A 17,080-nucleotide genomic window follows, 5' to 3' on the forward strand; every position below is an offset into this window, starting at 1 on the left:
GGTGTGTCAGCCGACATCGATGTCACAGACCCACCGCGTTCGCGACCGTCGTAACCTCCGATTGCTCCTACAGTGGATTTGCGTCCGACGCAGATATGGGCTACGCCACAAACTGTAGGAGCGCGCTTGCCCGCGAATGCATTGGGTCAGGCAACACTGATGCGACAGACCCACCGCCTTCGTGCTGCACCCGCTCAGCCGAGGGTTTTGATCACCAGCAGCACGGCGGCCAAAAAACCGCTAACGGCGAACAACTGCTGCAATCTCGGGCCGGCGAGGTAACGGCTGACCTGCCTGCCGGCCATTAGCCCGGCGATGGCTCCGGCGGCGAACGGCAACCCCACTGACCAGTGCATCGCGCCGCTGAGGCTGGCGGTTATCACGCTGCCGGTGGAGACCAGTGCGATCACCGCCAGCGACGTGGCGACGATGCTCTTCATCTCAAGGTCGGTGTAACGGGTCAATGCCGGCACGATGACAAAACCACCGCCCACACCGAGCAAACCCGATAGCAGCCCGGCCAGTGCACCGGTTGCCGCCAGTGAGCGGGCGCACGGCAGGGTCCATCGGAGGCGACCCACCAGCGGATTGACCACGCAAGGCCTGAATGCCCCACGATCCGGCGGCTTGCCGTGACGCAGCTCGTGAGCGGCTTTGCGGTAGATCCGCCCGCACACATAAAACAGAATCAGCGCGAACCCCACCGCCAGTGGTGCATTGGGCAGTTGATGCGCTAGCCACAGGCCTACCGGCGACAATGCGATGCCAATGATCGCAATGAAAATGGCGGCGCGGTAACGGACGATGCCCTGGCGCAGCCCCAGCGCTGCACCGACCGCCGAAGCCAACCCGACTGCCAGAAGGCCCACCGGCGCAGCTTCAATCATCGTCAGGCCCAGCCCGAAAACCAGCAGCGGCACAGCAAGAATGCCGCCACCCGCGCCTGTCAGTCCCAACACCGCGCCGATGATCGTACCGAGGCCGGCTCCGATCAGTTCGTGTTCATTCATGTTAAGTGAGCAAGTCCCGTGGGTCTTTCCGGATGGGTTCTGGGTGCGAGCGCGCTGGATCGGCGCGCCTGGCAGAATTTACAGCGCGTTGATCGGAACCTTCAGGTAGCGCACGCCGTTGTCTTCCGCCTCCGGCAGATTGCCGCCACGCATGTTGATCTGCACTGAAGGCAGGATCAGCATGGGCATGTCGAGGGTGGCATCACGCTTCTCGCGCATCTCGACGAAAGCGTCTTCGTCGATGCCTTCGCGCACGTGGATATTGCTGGCGCGTTGCTCGGCGACGGTGGTCATGAACATCAGCTCACGGCCGTTCGGCAGGTAGTCATGGCACATGAACAGACGCGTCTGCGGCGGCAGGCTGAGGATTCGGCCAACCGAGCGATACAGCGTGCGCGCATCGGCACCGGGGAAGTCGCAACGGGCGGTGCCGTAGTCGGGCATGAACAGCGTATCGCCGACAAACGCGACGGCCTCGTCACCCGCTTCAATCACGTACGTCATGCACGCCGGTGTATGGCCGGGGGTGTGCATGGCTCTGGCCTGCAGCGTGCCAATCTGAAAGTGCGTGTCATCTTCCAGCAGCCGGTCGAACTGGCTGCCATCGCGGGCAAAGTCGCCTTTGGCGTTGAACAGCGTGCCGAAGACTTTCTGCACGCGAGTGATGTGGCTGCCGATCGCGACGGTGCCGCCGAGTTGTTCTTTCAGGTAGGCCGCTGCCGAAACGTGATCGGCGTGGACGTGTGTTTCCAGAATCCACTGCACCGAAACGCCCAGCTCGCGGACCCTGCCGATCAGCTTGTCTGCGGACTGCGTGCTGGTGCGCCCGGATTTCGGGTCGTAATCCAGCACGCTGTCGATCAGCGCGGCTTGAAGCGTAGAGCGGTCAATGACCAGGTAACTGATGGTCGAGGTCTGCGGATCGAAGAACGCCTCTACGCTCAGTTTTTCGCCAATGATCATGGTGCTCTCCTTTGTTGCCGATGCAGGAATGCTGCGGTGTGTCTGTGATGCGGAGGTCGACGGTTACGGCGTCTTCGCGGGAAAGCGCGCTCCTACAGGACGTGCGGCGTGTCAAATGCAGGCCTTGGGTATCAAACGAACGTCACAACGCCATCTTTCAACGACTGCACGCGCGCCAGTGACTCTACACGATAGCCCTGACCGTCCAGCTCGGCGCGGCCGCCCTGGAACGACTTCTCGATCACGATACCCAGGCCGGCGACGGTTGCGCCTGCTTGCTTGATGATCGAGATCAGCGCCTGGGACGCCTTACCGTTGGCCAGGAAGTCGTCGATGATCAGCACCCGATCACTGCTGTTCAGGTGACGGGTCGAAATGGCGATGGTGCTTTCGGTCTGCTTGGTGAACGAGTAAACCGACGCGGAAAACATGTTTTCAGTGAGGGTCAGCGACTGATGCTTGCGCGCGAAGATCACCGGAACGCCCATCTTCAAACCGGTCATGACCGCAGGGGCGATACCCGACGCCTCAATGGTGACGATTTTTGTGATGCCCGAGTCGGCAAACAGCGTGGCGAATTCGTCGCCGATCTGCTGCATCAACACCGGGTCGATCTGATGGTTGAGAAACGCGTCGACCTTCAATACCTGATCGGAAAGCACGATGCCTTCGTCGCGAATTTTCTTGTGCAGTGCTTCCACGTGTGTGGTCCTCAGAGCGCGATGTGCGCGAAATGAACGTTATCTTTTCAGCATGGCGCGTATGTCCGCCAAGGCTGTGTTGCCGCGTACGGCTTTGACTTCAACGGGCGTGTCATCGTTGCCTTCCCAGGCGAGATCGTCCGGTGGCAGTTCGTCGAGGAACCGGCTCGGCAGGCAATCAATGATTTCGCCGTACTGTTTGCGTTTGGCGGCGAAGGTGAACGCCAGCGTCTGCCGCGCGCGGGTGATGCCCACGTAGGCCAGGCGACGTTCTTCTTCGATGGTATCGGCCTCGATGCTAGAGCGGTGCGGGAGGATTTCCTCTTCCATGCCCATGATGAACACGTACGGAAACTCCAGGCCCTTGGAGGCGTGCAGCGTCATCATCTGCACGCCTTCGGCGCCGTCTTCCTCTTCCTGCTGACGTTCGAGCATGTCGCGCAGGACCAGTTTGCCGATGGCTTCCTCGATCGTCATGCCGCCTTCTTCGTCCTTCTCCAGCGTGTTTTTCAGCGCCTCGATCAGGAACCACACGTTGCCCATGCGGTAGTCGGCGGCTTTGTCGCTGGAACTGTTCTGACGAATCCAGTTTTCGTAATCGATGTCCATGACCATGCTGCGCAAAGCGGCAATCGGGTCTTGCGTCGCGCATTGCTGGCGCACGCCGTCCATCCAGTGCTTGAAGCGTCTGAGGCGGTCGGTGAAGCGGGCGTCCAGATGTTCACCCAGGCCAATCTCGTCGGTGGCGGCGTACATCGACACCTTGCGCTCGGTCGAGTAGTTGCCCAGCTTTTCAAGGGTGGTGGAGCCGATTTCCCGGCGCGGGACGTTGATCACGCGCAAGAAGGCGTTGTCGTCGTCGGGGTTCACCAGCAGGCGGAAGTACGCCATCAGGTCTTTCACTTCCTGGCGTCCGAAGAAGCTGTTGCCCCCGGACAGCCGATACGGAATCTGGTGGTGCTGCAGCTTCAGCTCGATCAGCTTGGCCTGATAGTTACCGCGATAGAGGATCGCGAAATCGCTGTACGGCCGGTCGGTGCGCAGGTGCAGGCTGAGGATTTCGATGGCCACGCGCTCGGCTTCGGCGTCTTCGTTCTTGCAGCGAATCACACGGATTTCATCGCCGTGACCCATCTCGCTCCAGAGTTGCTTCTCGAACGCGTGGGGGTTGTTGGCGATCAGCACGTTGGCGCAGCGCAAAATACGGCTGGTGGAGCGATAGTTCTGCTCCAGCATCACCACTTTCAATGACGGGTAATCGTCCTTGAGCAGCATCAGGTTTTCCGGCCGTGCGCCGCGCCAGGCGTAGATCGACTGATCGTCGTCACCCACAACGGTGAACTGGCAGCGCGTGCCGATGAGCATCTTCACCAGCAGATACTGGCTGGCGTTGGTGTCCTGGTATTCGTCGACGAGCAGGTAGCGCACCTTGTGCTGCCACTTTTCCAGAATGTCGGCGTGCTCTTCGAACAGCTTCACCGGCAGCAGAATGAGGTCGTCGAAATCCACCGCGTTGTATGCCTTCAGCGTGCGCTGATAATGGCTGTAGACGATGGCGGCGGTCTGCTCCTTTGGGTTGCGCGAATTGGCGAGGGCCTCGGGCGGCAGAATCAGTTCGTTTTTCCAGGCGCCGATCATGTTCTTGATCTCGTCGACGCCGTCGTCGCCCGAGTATTCCTTCTGCATGATGTCCGTCATCAGCGCCTTGACGTCCGTCTCATCGAAGATCGAGAACCCGGGCTTGTAGCCCAACCGGGCGTGTTCCTTGCGGATGATGTTCAGGCCCAGGTTGTGGAACGTCGAAACCGTCAGGCCGCGCCCTTCGCCGCTGCGCAGAAGGGTCCCCACGCGCTCTTTCATCTCCCGCGCTGCCTTGTTGGTAAAGGTCATGGCGACGATGTACTGGGCACGGATGCCGCAGTTCTGGATGAGGTGGGCAATCTTGCGTGTGATCACGCTGGTCTTGCCGGAGCCAGCGCCGGCGAGCACCAAAAGAGGGCCGCCGACGTAGTTCACGGCTTCCTGTTGCCGGGGATTGAGTCGGGACATGGGGAAAAATGGGGTCGCTTTGAAAAGGGCGGGCATTTTAACAGGGTCAGCGGATTGTGCAGCCACCGTCCGACACTGTGATGCGCCGCGCTATCTATATTTCGCCGTTTTGTTACATTTGCGTATTGCGGATGATTCTCGCGTTTGACGACCCTCATTCGGGGGTGCGCCAAGGTCTTTACGTTTGTGTGGGGAGTTAGCTTGTCTACGCCTGTCGAACCCTTGCGCTTGCTGATTCTGGCGGACTCGCCCGAATGGCCGGCATCGTTGCGCGAGTGCCTGGCACCGATCGGAGACGCCGCCGTCCTTGACTGCGCGCCCAGCTGGGCTGCCGCTGGCGATCAAACAGACCTCGCCGTCCCCGGAATCCTTTTCACCACTGAAGCCCTTCAGCCCGCCGCCGGCCAATGCCGCTGGCCCACCGTATTGCTTTTCGAGACAGAACCGGACGAAGAGCCTGTCGGCGTCAGTGATTGGCTGGTGCGAGACGTCCTTACCCCGCAGGCCTTGCGCCGTTGTCTGCGTCATGTGCGCGAACGGGGCGTGCTGGAAACCACGCTCAATCGCCTCGCCGAGCAGGATCCTCTCACCGGCATCGCCAATCGACAGGGCTTTCAGACGCTGTTGGCCGCCCGGCTGGCCGAGTTCGATGGTCGTGGCCTGGCGCTTGGGCATCTGGATCTGGACAACTTCCGGCGCGCCAACGACGCGCTGGGTCATCAGGCGGGCGATCGACTGATTCTGCAAGTGGTCGCCCGGCTGAAAGGTCAACTGGAGGCGTGCGATCAACTGGCGCGATTGGGCAGCGACGAATTCGCCCTCCTGATCGACACTCGACGGGCACCTGAGCGCGCGGAGTCCATTGCCGAGCGCATCACCGAAGCCTTGTCCGAACCGTATTGGATCGATGGCGAAAGCCTGTTGATCGGTTGCAGCCTGGGCATCGCATATGCCCGTCTCAACGGCGGCGCCGATCCACTGATGTGGCACGCGCACATCGCCATGCAGCAGGCCAAGGGCACGCAGGGCTGTACCTTTCACGTCTTCAACGAACGCATCAACCGCAATGCCCGCAGTCTCGCCGACCTGGAAAGTGAGCTACGCCGGGCCTTGCGTCGCGACGAGCTGGAGCTGCATTACCAGCCGCGCCTATGCCTGAACACCGGGCACATTCTGGGGCTGGAGGCATTGGTGCGCTGGCGCCACGCTGAGCGCGGCTTGCTACCGCCGAGCGAGTTTGTGCCGCTGGCCGAGCAAAGCGGGCTGATTGTCCCGCTGGGATACTGGGTCATTGCCCGTGCGCTGCGCGACATGCAGGCCCTGCGGGAGAAGGGCGTGCCGCCGCTGCACATGGCAATCAACCTTTCATTCCGTCAATTCCAGGATAACCAGTTGCTGGCGACGCTCAGCCGCTTGATCGCCGATCGCGGTATTGACGCGCAATGGCTGGAGTTCGAACTCACTGAAACAGCCGTCATGCGCCGCAGTGACCTGGTCAAGCAGACCATGGACGCGCTGGGCCGGCTGGGTGTGCGTTTCTCGCTGGACGATTTCGGCACGGGCTTTTCATCCTTCGTGCACCTCAACAGCCTGCCGATCACGCTGTTGAAGATCGACAAGAGCTTTGTCGGTGAAATGGAGCAGCGCGAGGAAAACCGCAAGCTGGTCCACGCCATGATCAACCTGGCCCACAACCTCAGCCTCGAAGTGGTGGCCGAAGGCGTCGAAACCCCTGAGCAACTGGCATTGCTGCGCAGTTTCAACTGCGATCAGGCTCAAGGGTTTCTCATCAGCCACCCGCTGGCATTGCCGGAGCTGATGAATTATCTCGCGATGGATCAGAGCAAAGGGACTGCGCTGCAGAGCCAGTGAGGGGCGGCGCAATTTTTCGACACGCCTCGGACAGATTCTGTAGGAGCGCGCTTGCCCGCGAACGCGGTGGGTCAGGCAACACGGATGTTCCAGACCCATCGCCTTCGCGACCGTCGTAACCTCCGATTGCTCCTACAGTGGATCTGCGTCCGCCCTGAATTGTGAGTACGCCCTCCTACAGATTGCAGAGGCCTATCCCATCACAACAACGCCCGTCGCTTCTTTGCGCAGCAGCCGCGCGGTCTTGCGCTCGAATGCCCACGTCAGTGCAACCGCTGAGCAGAGCAGGCCGATCGCCAATCCCCACCACACGCCGACTGCGCCCTGGTTCGCGAGAAACCCCAGGCCCCATGCCAACGGCGCGCCGACGACCCAATAGCTCGCGAGTCCGATCAGGAATGTGGTCTTGGCGTCCTTGAATCCCCGAATGGCGCCCATGGCGATGGTCTGCGTGCCGTCGAGAATCTCGAACCAGGCTGCGATCGCCAGCAGCTTCACCGCCAGCTCGACCACACCCTGGTATTTCGCATCGTTGACGTCCACGAACAAACCGATCACGGCGTGGGGCGCCACCCAGAACAGAATGCCGAACGACAGCATCAGCAGCCCGCCGAAGCCAATCCCCATGCGTCCGGCGGTGCGCGCCAGCAGCAGGTTTCCGGCGCCGTAATGCAAGCCGATGCGCATGGTCACCGCGTAGGAAATCCCGACAGGAACCATGAACGCCATCGACACCGACTGCAGGGCGATCTGGTGCGCGGCCATCTGGGTGCTGCCCATGGCGCCCATGCAGAACGCCGCGAAGGTGAACAGCCCGACTTCCACCGCATACGTGCCACCGATGGGCAGGCCCAGACGCCACAGCTCTTTCAGGCAGCTGCGCGAGAGTTTCAGCAGTTCTTTGTGAAGGGGATACGCCGCATAGGCGCTGTGATAACGAATGTGCAGGGCGAGGGCCAGGGCCATGGCGTTGGTGACAATGGCCGTGACCAAGCCAATGCCCATCAGGCCCCAGTGCGGCAGGCCGAACAGCCCGTTGATAAACGCATAGTTGAGCCCGAAGTTCAGTGCCACCCCGACCAGGCTAATCACCATCACGGGTGTAGCACGCCCCAGCGCGCTGGTGAATCCGCGCAACGCCATGAAACTCAGCAGGCCGGGCAGCGCCAATGGCAGCGTGATCAGAAACTCACTGGCCATGTGAACGTTGGCTTCATCTTGACCAAACTGCAGCAGGATCGGCTCGAGGTTCCACAGAATCAGCGCGGCAATCAGCGCCATGCCCCACGCCAGCCACAAACCAGCCTGGGTCAGGCGAGTCACACCGGCATGATCATTCGCGCCTTTGCGGATCGCCACCAATGTACCGACCGCTGCCATGACACCCACGCAAAAGAACGACACGAAGTTGTAGCTCGCGGCGCCCAGCCCGCCCCCGGCGAGGGATTCCGGGCCCAGCTTGCCCATCATCACGGTGTCGGTGAACACCATCAGCATGTGCGCCATCTGCGAAGCAATCAGCGGCCCGGCAAGACGCAGGATGATCCACAGTTCTTTGAAGGCGTGCTGGTGCATGGTCTTTGCGCTCGGGTTTGCGGGTGTTGGCAGGCTGGCCATTGTGGGGATTCAGGCAGGGATGCACAAAGGGATAAATCCGATAACTCGCATGAGTAAAACTCATCCTGGTGTTTCTGCAGTAGAGTGACCGGAGTCGCCTGACTGCCTGAGGAATCCACGCCGATGTCTCGCACCCTCCCGCCTCTGTATGCTCTGCGCGCGTTTGAAGCCGCTGCGCGACACAGCTCGTTCACGCGCGCCGCTGAAGAACTATCGATCACCCAGAGTGCCGTGAGTCGGCATATCCGCACCCTGGAAGAGCACTTCGCCTGCCGCCTGTTCCGCCGCAACGGTCGCAATCTGCAGCTCACCGAAGCCGCCCGCGAATTGCTGCCGGGCGTGCGGGAAGGCTTTTCAGCCCTGGAACGAGCGTGCAGCGCGTTGATGGCGGAGGAGGGCATCTTGCGCATGAAGGCCCCATCGACCCTGACCATGCGCTGGCTGCTGGCGCGGCTGAGTCGTTTTCGCCATCTGCAGGTGGGCAACGAGGTGCAACTCACCAGCGCGTGGATGGACATCGACAGCGTCGACTTCACCCAGGAGCCGTTCGATTGCGCGGTGTTGCTCAGCCATGGGCATTTCCCGCCGGAGTGGGAGGCGACTTACCTGTTCCCGGAATGGCTGATTCCCGTGGGCGCCCCGACGCTGCTGGATGACGCGCCGTGGGACGCGGAACGGCTGGCCGGCGCCGAACTGCTGCACCCCACGCCCGACCGTCGCGACTGGCGCCGATGGCTCGAGCGCATGGACTTGTCTGATCGGGTCTCGCTCAAGGGCGGGCAGGTCTTCGACACGCTGGAGCTGGGCATGATCGCGGCGGCCCGGGGTTACGGTGTTTCCATGGGCGATCTGTTGATGGTGGCGGAGGACGTCGCCCAGGGCCGACTCAGCCTGCCGTGGCGCACGGCAGTGGTCAGCGGTGAGAACTACTACCTCGTCTGGCCCAAGACTCGTCCGGGCGGCGAGCGGATGCGGCGACTGAGTGACTTTTTGCAGGGCGAAGTGCAGGCAATGGCATTACCGGACGTCACTATTCTGGAGTAAGTCTTGGAGTGCTCCCCGGCCGAAAGCGGCCTCATGACCGCCAAAAAGGGAATTAATTCCGTCCTGAAGCGGCGTAGGACTAAAGTATTTCGTTTGTAGGCCGAAGGTGTATTGCAAAGCCGGTTCACCTCAATCGGTTTATCGATTCCCTCTATTAGAGTTCGTCCGAATGGTGTCCTGAAATCCAGGGCGGCCCAGTCGTTCGGCAAGGAGCCCCAATGCCTCAGCCTCGTGCCCGAATTGCTTCGCAACTCGGCATCGCCCTGGCCGTTATTCTGGCCGTCGTCATCAGCGGCAGCACGCTGTTCGCCTTGCGCTCACTGGACTCGGCTAACCTGGTCATTCGCGAAGAGCACATGAGCAGCGAAGCCCGGTTGCTGGCCGACCAGTTGAACACGTTCCACAGCACCCTGCGTGACAGCACCCAGCGTTTAAGCGGTCTGTTTGAAAAGCGCTTTTCGGGCGGTTTGAGCGTCCAGGCCGATCAACAGATCGCGGTTGCAGGCGTGCAGACCCCTGCGTTACTGCTCAACGGTACGGCATTGAACAACGACTTCACGGAAGTCGATGATTTCAAGAAAATGACGGCCGGCGTGGCGACGGTCTTTGTGCGCAGCGGCGACGACTTCGTGCGCGTCAGCACTTCGCTGAGCAAACAGGACGGCTCGCGCGCCCTCGGTACTTCGCTGGATCACAAACATCCCGCCTACGACAAGCTGCTCGCCGGTCAGGGATACGTCGGTCGCGCGCTGTTGTTCGATCGTCTGTACATGACGCAGTACAGCCCGGTGCGTGACGCCAGCGGCAAGGTCATCGCCGTGCTGTTCGTCGGCTTCGACTACACCGACGCGCAGAAGGCGCAGTTCGACAACCTGAAGAACTTCCGCATCGGTTCCACCGGCTCGCTGGCCCTGCTCGATGAGCAGAACAAATGGCTGGTGCCGCCTGCGGGCGTGAAGGACCTGGATCAGGCGAGCACCACGCTGGCCGAGTTCGCCAAGACGCCGAGCGTTGGCCGTTTCTGGCAGGACGCCGGTGAAGATTTCTACACCGTCGGCGAGAAGTTTGCCGGCGGCCCGTGGACGGTTCTGGCGACGATGCCCAAGGATGAAATCAGCGCAGTGACCTGGAGCGTCGGCACGCAACTGGCTATCGGCAGCCTGCTGGCAATGCTGATTGCTGTCGGCGCCGCGATCTGGCTGTTGCGCAGCAAGCTGCGGCCGCTGTCGGCGTTGGTCAGTCAGGCAGAAGCCCTCGGCGCAGGTGATCTGAGCGTGCGTCTGAACATTTCCAGCCATGATGAAATTGGTCAGTTGGCAGGCAGTTTCAACAAGATGGGCCAGGCGCTGGAAACCATGGTGTCCCACATCCGCACGGCCGCGCTGGAAGTGAGTAGCCGTGCGAACGCACTTTCCGGCTTGTCGGGCGGCGCTTATGACGGGATGGAGCAGCAATCCGGCGAAATCACCAGTATGGCTGGTGCAGTGGAGGAGTTCAGCGCCACGGCCCTGACCATCGCCGACAACATGGGCACCACACAGCGCATGGCGCAGGGTAATGCCCAGCAGACGCGCATCGGCCGTACGTCGATGGAGGAGGCGTCGGCCTCGCTGGAGCAAATCGCAGGCTCGCTGAGCAGCACTGCGACGGTGATCGATACCTTGGGCCAGCGCTCGCAAGAGATCGGCGGGATCGTCAGCGTCATCACCTCGATCGCCGAGCAGACCAACCTCCTGGCGCTCAACGCAGCGATCGAAGCCGCACGCGCCGGGGAGCAAGGCCGAGGTTTTGCGGTGGTAGCAGATGAAGTCCGCAGTCTGGCATCCCGTACGCGCCAGGCCACCGATGAAATTTCCGGCATGATCAGCAGCATCCAGCAAGAGACCAGCAATGCCATCAACACTATGCAGCAAGGCAACGCGCTGATGCAGGAAGGCCTGTCGCGCAACGCCAAAGTCGCGGCAGCGCTGGCCCAGATCGACGAACAGAGCCGCTCGGCCGGCGAGCAATTCACGTCGATCACCACCGCGACCCAAGAGCAGAGCAACACCGCAACGCTGCTCAGCGCCAACCTGCAAAGCATCGCCCTGGCGAACAGCGAGCAACGCGAAGTCGTTTCCAACCTGGCGATTACGGCTCAAGAGCTGAACTCGGTAGCGTCTGACTTGCAGAAAGAAGTGGATCGGTTTCGGTGAGGCGCAGTACTAGTGGTGCTTGAGGGCGCACCGAACTGGACACCAGGTCTCAGCCCTTCGGGGGCCACTGTTGTGCAGCATGTAAAACGCGAAGAATGAGAAGGGTTGTAGGGGTTTCGGCATACACCACCAAGTAGTTCGGAGCCACTACGATCTCCCTGGTTCCTGCTTCCCGCCCGGCTTTATAAAGCCTTGGATGGCGAGGGAGGTGGCCGATGCGAACATCGATCTCCTCCTTCAAGCGCCACGCTGCTTTGGCGTCATGGCCGGCGACGTATTCAAGCATCGCCAGCAAATCGTCCCTGGCATACTTGCTCCATTCAATTGTCAGCACCGCGCTTCCTATCAAGTAATTCGGTGGCGGCAGCCATGACATCCTCGTGCGAGTGCGTCGGCCCCGAGTCGTCCATGGCTTCACGCACCTTGGCCCTGAACCATTGATCGTAAGCGTCCGGGTGTACGCCAAGGCCAGCGGGTAAACCGCCTTCGCGGACTACCCGAGTGAGCAAAATACGCACAGCATCGGAAATGGTGAGGCCGAAGTTGGCCAGGGTCTCCGATGCCTGGTTTTTAAGTGACTGATCAATCCTCACATGAAGCATTGAAGTTTGGGTTGTCATGAGGACTACTCCTGAAAAAGATCACTATGTATCTCATTTGAGATACGCGCAACGAAGATCTTCAGTTCGTCGACGGCCGATACTGCAAAGCCTCAGCAATGTGGTATCGGGCGATTGCGTCCACCTTCTCCAGATCGGCCAGCGTGCGCGCCACTTTCAGCAGGCGGTGGGCGGCGCGCAGGGACAGGTTCAGGCGCTCGCAGGCGTTTTCGAGCCAGGCTTCGTCTTCCGGCAGCAATGCGCAGTGTTGGCGCAGCGCGGGCAGATCCAGAAACGCGTTGGCGCAACCTTGGCGTCGTTGTTGGCGCTGTCGGGCTTCGGATACCACCTCCGCTGCGCTGGCGCTTTCGCCCTTGCAATCGGGCGTTGCCGCTAAAGACGTGGTTTCGCGGGCGACCGTCAGGTGCAGGTCAATACGGTCGAGCAACGGTCCGGACAGCTTGTTGCGGTAACGCTGAATCTGATCGGTTGAGCAGCGGCAGCGCCCGGTCGGCTCGCCGTGATACCCGCACGGGCAGGGGTTCATCGCCGCGACCAGTTGAAAGCGCGCCGGAAAGCGCACCCGATCCCGCGCGCGGGAAATCACGATGTGGCCCGATTCGAGGGGCTCGCGCAGGACCTCCAGCACACGCCGATCAAATTCCGGAAGCTCGTCCAGAAACAGCACGCCGTGGTGCGCGAGGGTGATTTCGCCAGGCTGCGGGCGACTGCCACCGCCGACCAAGGCAGGGCCCGATGCCGAGTGATGGGGCTGGCGGAAGGGGCGCTGGGGCCAACTGGTCAGCGGCGCGTGACTGGCAACCGACTGAATCGCCGCCACTTCCAACGCTTCGAGTTCGTCCAGCGGTGGCAACAGCCCTGGCAAGCGGCTCGCAAGCAGCGTCTTGCCAGTGCCGGGAGGACCACTAAAAAGAAGGTTATGGGCACCGGCCGCGGCTACCAATAGAGCGCGTTTGGCGGCAGTCTGGCCTTGCACCTCACTCAAGTCGGGATAAGGCTGGGTCTGCAGAATCAGGCCATTGGATTTATAGGGCGGGATGACCGTATGGCCGTTCAGGTGCGACACCAGCTCCAGCAGATGACTGACCGCGATTACCTTCAGGCCTGACGCCAGACACGCTTCCTCGGCATTCACCGCCGGCACGATCAGCGTGTGTCCCGCTTCCCGCGCAGCGAGCGCCGCCGGGAGCACGCCCTGCACAGGCCGAATCGCACCGGACAACGCCAGTTCCCCCAGGCACTCAATGCCCTCCAGCGCAAGCGTCGGCACCTGCGCGCTGGCGGCGAGCAAGCCAAGCGCGATGGCAAGATCGAAGCGTCCGCCGTCCTTGGGTAAATCGGCAGGCGCCAGATTCAAGGTGATACGTCGCGCAGGAAATTCCAGCCGACAGTTAAGGATCGCACTGCGCACCCGATCCTTGCTTTCCTTCACCGCACCTTCCGGCAGACCCACCAGCGTCAGGCTGGGCAGCCCGTTGGCGAGATGGGTTTCGACGGTCACGGCAGGCGCTTCAACGCCAACTTGGGCACGGCTCAGAACGATCGCGAGGGACATGTCTTTCCTTGAAGGCAGCACCGCTTCCTGCGGCGAGCTTAAGGATAGTCATTGCTCCAACGCGTGCCCCCATGCATGTTCTACGGCATGTGTATGAATGGAAGGAGGGAGGAGTGATGACCAGTAATGGAGAGGGGCCCGTGCATCCAGGGGAAATTCCAAGCGAGGAGTTTCTCGAACCGTTGGCCACTAAGGTGACCTTCGCCGGGGCCCGAGCCTGTGACTTCGAGGCGCTTGTTGCCATCCGGATCGACGCCATGCGTGAGAGCCTTGAGCGGATTGGACGCTTCGATCCCGTGCGCGCCCGAGAGCGTTTTCGCGAAGGCTTTTCCCCCGAATTTACCCGCCACGTTTTGGTTGCCGGAAAGCGGGTGGGTTTTGTCGTGGTCAAACCGCGCGTTGACGGTTTGTTGCTCGATCACCTCTACATCAAGCCAGACGCGCAAGGATCAGGAATAGGTTCGATTGTTCTTCGTCAGATCTTTACGGAAACAGATGCGGCGGCACTGACGTTATACGTTGGGGCTCTGAAGGAAAGCGCTTCAAATCGGTTCTACACTCGTCATGGTTTTCAGTTCGTCGAAGCTGGCGAATTCGATAATTACTATGTTCGCCACGCTGTTCAACGCTGCCCGCCAGTGGCTGGCTGAACAAAGCCTTCATATACAGTGCCGACATGGCGCTACGGCTGGCAGCGTGCTTCGAGACCACCCCGGAGTTCTGACTGAACTTGCAACTCACCTACGACCTGCGCAAAGCAGGGATCGAGCCAGGTGAGGCGATCAAAGCCCAGGTTCAGCGCATTGCGCACTGCGCCTGAGCACATTCAGGTTCTGAAGCTCAACGCTGCGGCTCATCCCCTGACGCTTTCGGCTGCGGCGCCAACTGCGCTTCCATCTCCGCCATTTTCACTTCCAGTGCCTCAAGTCGGGCGCGGGTGCGGGCGAGGACGATCATCTGGCTGTCGAATTCTTCCCGGCTGACCAGGTCCAGCTTGCTGAAGCCGCTTTGCAGCAGCGCCTTGAACTGGGTTTCGAATTCGCTGCGTGGAACCGGGGTTTCGCCGTTGAACAGGCGGGAAGCGTGGCCGCTCAGGGCGTCGAGAAAAGCTTTGGGGGCGAGCATGATGAAACTCCAGAATCAGAGGGCGCGAGTGTAGCACGCAGCTTTCGACCCTCCGCCGCACGCAACGCTCTGCACGGTTTTCGCGCATGGCCTCGGGCGCGGGCGCACCGTTGTTGTGCGGTGATGACAATCGATGACTACGCTAAGGCGTGAATTAACGGTCGAACTGCCGAAATTCATGCATCTCGATGAGATGGCAAGCTTTCTGCTTAGTGGCTTGTAACCCATGCACTGATGCAGTCGCTGTGACGAATGCAGTGCGGCAGGCGGAGCGGGGAATGTTTCGTCAGAAGCGGTTTTCTGGAGCTGGTCAGGTCTCTTGCGGACACGACGCGTTACAAAGCCAGACACTGCGCTTAGACTTGAGTCGGGTTTGTTTTCCTGGGGCAAGTCCACCAATTCGGGAGAAAGTTTCATGAAGCTAGTCACTGCCATCATCAAGCCGTTCAAGCTGGACGACGTACGCGAGTCGCTGTCCGAAATCGGCGTGCAGGGCATCACAGTCACTGAAGTCAAAGGTTTCGGACGTCAGAAAGGCCACACCGAGCTCTATCGCGGTGCGGAGTATGTAGTCGACTTCCTCCCCAAGGTGAAGATCGATGTTGCGATCGACGACAAGGATCTGGACCGCGTTATCGAAGCGATAACCAAAGCGGCCAACACCGGCAAGATCGGTGACGGAAAGATCTTCGTGGTCAATCTGGAACAGGCCATCCGCATCCGTACCGGCGAAACCGATACCGACGCAATCTAAGCCGCCAAACCCCAACGCCCCAGGAGAAAACAATATGACTCTGCGTCAATTCGCAGGGCTAGGAGCCCTGTTGTCCCTCGTAACCCCTGGCTTGGCCATGGCGGCAGACGAAGTGGCAGCCCCTGTACTCAATTCCGGCGATACCGCTTGGATGCTGACCTCCACCGCGCTGGTGCTGTTCATGACCATCCCCGGTCTGGCGCTGTTCTACGGCGGCATGGTCCGCTCGAAAAACATTCTTTCCGTGATGATGCAGTGCTTCGCCATTACCGGCCTGATCAGCATCCTGTGGGTCGTTTACGGCTACAGCATGGCGTTCGACACCACCGGTATGGAAGCCAACGTCGTCAACTTCAACTCCTTCGTCGGCGGTCTGTCGAAGGCATTCCTGGCAGGCATTACCCCAGCGAGTATTACCGGTCCTGCGGCACTGTTCCCGGAAGCGGTCTTCGTGACCTTCCAGATGACCTTCGCCATCATCACCCCGGCGCTGATTGTCGGCGCTTTCGCAGAACGCATGAAGTTCTCCGCGATGCTGATCTTCATGGCGATCTGGTTCACTCTGGTTTATGCGCCAATTGCGCACATGGTCTGGAGCGGCGTCGGTGGTCTGTTGTGGGACTGGGGCGTTCTCGACTTCGCGGGCGGCACCGTCGTTCACATCAACGCCGGTGTGGCTGGCCTGGTAGCGTGCCTGGTGCTCGGCAAGCGTAAAGGTTTCCCGACCACCCCAATGGCTCCGCACAATCTGGGTTACACCCTGATAGGCGCGGCCATGCTCTGGGTCGGCTGGTTCGGCTTCAACGCAGGTTCCGCGGCTGCGGCCAACGGCACCGCCGGTATGGCCATGCTGGTCACCCAGATCGCTACCGCTGCTGCAGCGCTGGGCTGGATGTTCGCCGAATGGCTGACCCACGGTAAGCCAAGCGCTCTGGGCATCGCCTCGGGTGTGGTTGCCGGTCTGGTTGCTGTGACTCCAGCTGCCGGCACGGTCGGCCCGATGGGCGGCCTGATCATCGGTCTGGCGGCAGGCGTGGTCTGCTTCTTCTGCGCCACCAGCCTCAAACGCAAGCTGGGCTACGACGACTCCCTGGATGCCTTCGGCGTTCACGGTATCGGCGGTATCCTCGGCGCGATCCTGACCGGTGTGTTCGCAGCGCCTTCGCTGGGCGGCTTCGGCACCGTGACCGACATCGCGGCACAAGTCTGGATTCAGTGCAAAGGCGTTGGCTTCACGGTCATCTACACCGCGATCGTGACCTTCATCATTCTCAAGGTGCTCGACATGGTCATGGGCCTGCGTGTGACCGAAGAAGAAGAAGCGGTCGGCCTGGATCTGGCGCAACACAACGAACGTGGTTACAACTTGTAATCCTCCCATGAAAAAATGCCCGGGTCTCCGGGCATTTTTTTGTCTGGCGTTTGTCGATAGGGATGTCCGCACAGGGGGCAGGCGTTCCAGCCAGGAACATCCGCTGCAATGTTCGGCCAAACCTGACGATTCTGTACGCTTGAGAGGGCATAAACGCCCTTGTTCAGCGCTCCTGAAAATCGTCGCTCATTACGCACTTTGTT

At 60.8% G+C, this 17,080-nt stretch carries 15 protein-coding genes and 1 pseudogene; 7 read left to right on the forward strand and 9 right to left on the reverse strand.

Going from position 1 to position 17,080, the window contains the following annotated elements; all coding sequences use genetic code 11:
* Nucleotides 1-194 precede the first annotated feature (194 nt).
* The 4 genes from BMY98_RS22855 to rep all read right to left on the reverse strand — a co-directional run bounded on the left by BMY98_RS22855 (nt 195) and on the right by rep (nt 4,723).
* Nucleotides 195-1,010: a sulfite exporter TauE/SafE family protein gene (locus BMY98_RS22855; protein ID WP_074892655.1), complete on the reverse strand. Its 816-nt coding sequence runs from the start codon at nt 1,008-1,010 to the stop codon at nt 195-197.
* Between the two features lie 78 nt (nt 1,011-1,088).
* Nucleotides 1,089-1,973: an MBL fold metallo-hydrolase gene (locus BMY98_RS22860; protein WP_074892656.1), complete on the reverse strand. Its 885-nt coding sequence runs from the start codon at nt 1,971-1,973 to the stop codon at nt 1,089-1,091.
* Between the two features lie 131 nt (nt 1,974-2,104).
* Entirely contained in the window at nt 2,105-2,674 is a 570-nt protein-coding gene (locus BMY98_RS22865; RefSeq protein WP_074892657.1) for a xanthine phosphoribosyltransferase, read from the reverse strand.
* A gap of 39 nt (nt 2,675-2,713) precedes the next feature.
* Nucleotides 2,714-4,723, reverse strand: a complete 2,010-nt coding sequence (rep, locus tag BMY98_RS22870) for a DNA helicase Rep (protein WP_074892658.1) — start codon at nt 4,721-4,723, stop codon at nt 2,714-2,716.
* Between the two features lie 201 nt (nt 4,724-4,924).
* Between rep and BMY98_RS22875 the strand changes: the two genes are divergently transcribed.
* A complete protein-coding gene (locus BMY98_RS22875) occupies nt 4,925-6,595 on the forward strand; it encodes a putative bifunctional diguanylate cyclase/phosphodiesterase (RefSeq protein WP_074892659.1) in 1,671 nt (556 codons plus the stop codon).
* A gap of 192 nt (nt 6,596-6,787) precedes the next feature.
* Here the strand turns inward: BMY98_RS22875 and BMY98_RS22880 are convergent, their stop codons facing one another.
* Nucleotides 6,788-8,170: a NorM family multidrug efflux MATE transporter gene (locus BMY98_RS22880; protein WP_074892692.1), complete on the reverse strand. Its 1,383-nt coding sequence runs from the start codon at nt 8,168-8,170 to the stop codon at nt 6,788-6,790.
* 165 nt (nt 8,171-8,335) lie between these two features.
* Here BMY98_RS22880 and BMY98_RS22885 point away from each other — a divergent pair, with 165 nt between their 5' ends.
* Complete coding sequence (locus tag BMY98_RS22885; RefSeq protein WP_074892660.1) at nt 8,336-9,256, forward strand: LysR substrate-binding domain-containing protein; 921 nt, start codon at nt 8,336-8,338, stop codon at nt 9,254-9,256.
* A 218-nt stretch (nt 9,257-9,474) separates the two neighbouring features.
* Nucleotides 9,475-11,451, forward strand: coding sequence for a methyl-accepting chemotaxis protein (locus tag BMY98_RS22890; RefSeq protein WP_074892661.1), 1,977 nt, complete (start codon nt 9,475-9,477; stop codon nt 11,449-11,451).
* Between the two features lie 49 nt (nt 11,452-11,500).
* On the opposite strand, the gene BMY98_RS22895 is transcribed toward BMY98_RS22890, so the two are convergent.
* The 3 genes from BMY98_RS22895 to BMY98_RS22905 all read right to left on the reverse strand — a co-directional run bounded on the left by BMY98_RS22895 (nt 11,501) and on the right by BMY98_RS22905 (nt 13,626).
* Nucleotides 11,501-11,785 carry a type II toxin-antitoxin system RelE/ParE family toxin gene (locus tag BMY98_RS22895; RefSeq protein WP_139214563.1) on the reverse strand — a complete coding sequence of 95 codons (285 nt, stop codon included), beginning with the start codon at nt 11,783-11,785 and terminating at the stop codon, nt 11,501-11,503.
* Nucleotides 11,772-12,071 (reverse strand): type II toxin-antitoxin system RelB/DinJ family antitoxin, encoded by a 300-nt coding sequence (locus BMY98_RS22900; RefSeq protein ID WP_074892663.1) that lies wholly within the window; start codon nt 12,069-12,071, stop codon nt 11,772-11,774. The genes BMY98_RS22895 and BMY98_RS22900 overlap by 14 nt, the downstream gene beginning before the upstream one ends.
* A 61-nt stretch (nt 12,072-12,132) precedes the next feature.
* On the reverse strand, nt 12,133-13,626 hold the full coding sequence (locus tag BMY98_RS22905) for a YifB family Mg chelatase-like AAA ATPase (RefSeq protein WP_074892664.1): 1,494 nt from the start codon (nt 13,624-13,626) through the stop codon (nt 12,133-12,135).
* 116 nt (nt 13,627-13,742) lie between these two features.
* Here BMY98_RS22905 and BMY98_RS22910 point away from each other — a divergent pair, with 116 nt between their 5' ends.
* Nucleotides 13,743-14,276, forward strand: coding sequence for a GNAT family N-acetyltransferase (locus BMY98_RS22910; RefSeq protein WP_083398869.1), 534 nt, complete (start codon nt 13,743-13,745; stop codon nt 14,274-14,276).
* 17 nt (nt 14,277-14,293) lie between these two features.
* A pseudogene (locus BMY98_RS22915) lies at nt 14,294-14,446 on the forward strand (helix-turn-helix domain-containing protein); the annotation flags it as partial.
* A gap of 20 nt (nt 14,447-14,466) precedes the next feature.
* On the opposite strand, the gene BMY98_RS22920 reads toward BMY98_RS22915, so the two are convergent.
* Nucleotides 14,467-14,751: an accessory factor UbiK family protein gene (locus BMY98_RS22920; RefSeq protein WP_074892665.1), complete on the reverse strand. Its 285-nt coding sequence runs from the start codon at nt 14,749-14,751 to the stop codon at nt 14,467-14,469.
* A 415-nt stretch (nt 14,752-15,166) separates the two neighbouring features.
* Here BMY98_RS22920 and glnK point away from each other — a divergent pair, with 415 nt between their 5' ends.
* The gene (gene glnK, locus BMY98_RS22925) at nt 15,167-15,505 is read left to right on the forward strand and encodes a P-II family nitrogen regulator (protein WP_002555808.1); all 339 of its coding nucleotides are present in this window, start codon (nt 15,167-15,169) and stop codon (nt 15,503-15,505) included.
* 34 nt (nt 15,506-15,539) lie between these two features.
* Complete coding sequence (locus tag BMY98_RS22930; RefSeq protein WP_065987505.1) at nt 15,540-16,877, forward strand: ammonium transporter; 1,338 nt, start codon at nt 15,540-15,542, stop codon at nt 16,875-16,877.
* Nucleotides 16,878-17,080: the final 203 nt, after the last annotated feature.

Origin of the sequence: Pseudomonas graminis (assembly GCF_900111735.1) — a bacterium.
Lineage (GTDB): Bacteria > Pseudomonadota > Gammaproteobacteria > Pseudomonadales > Pseudomonadaceae > Aquipseudomonas > Aquipseudomonas graminis.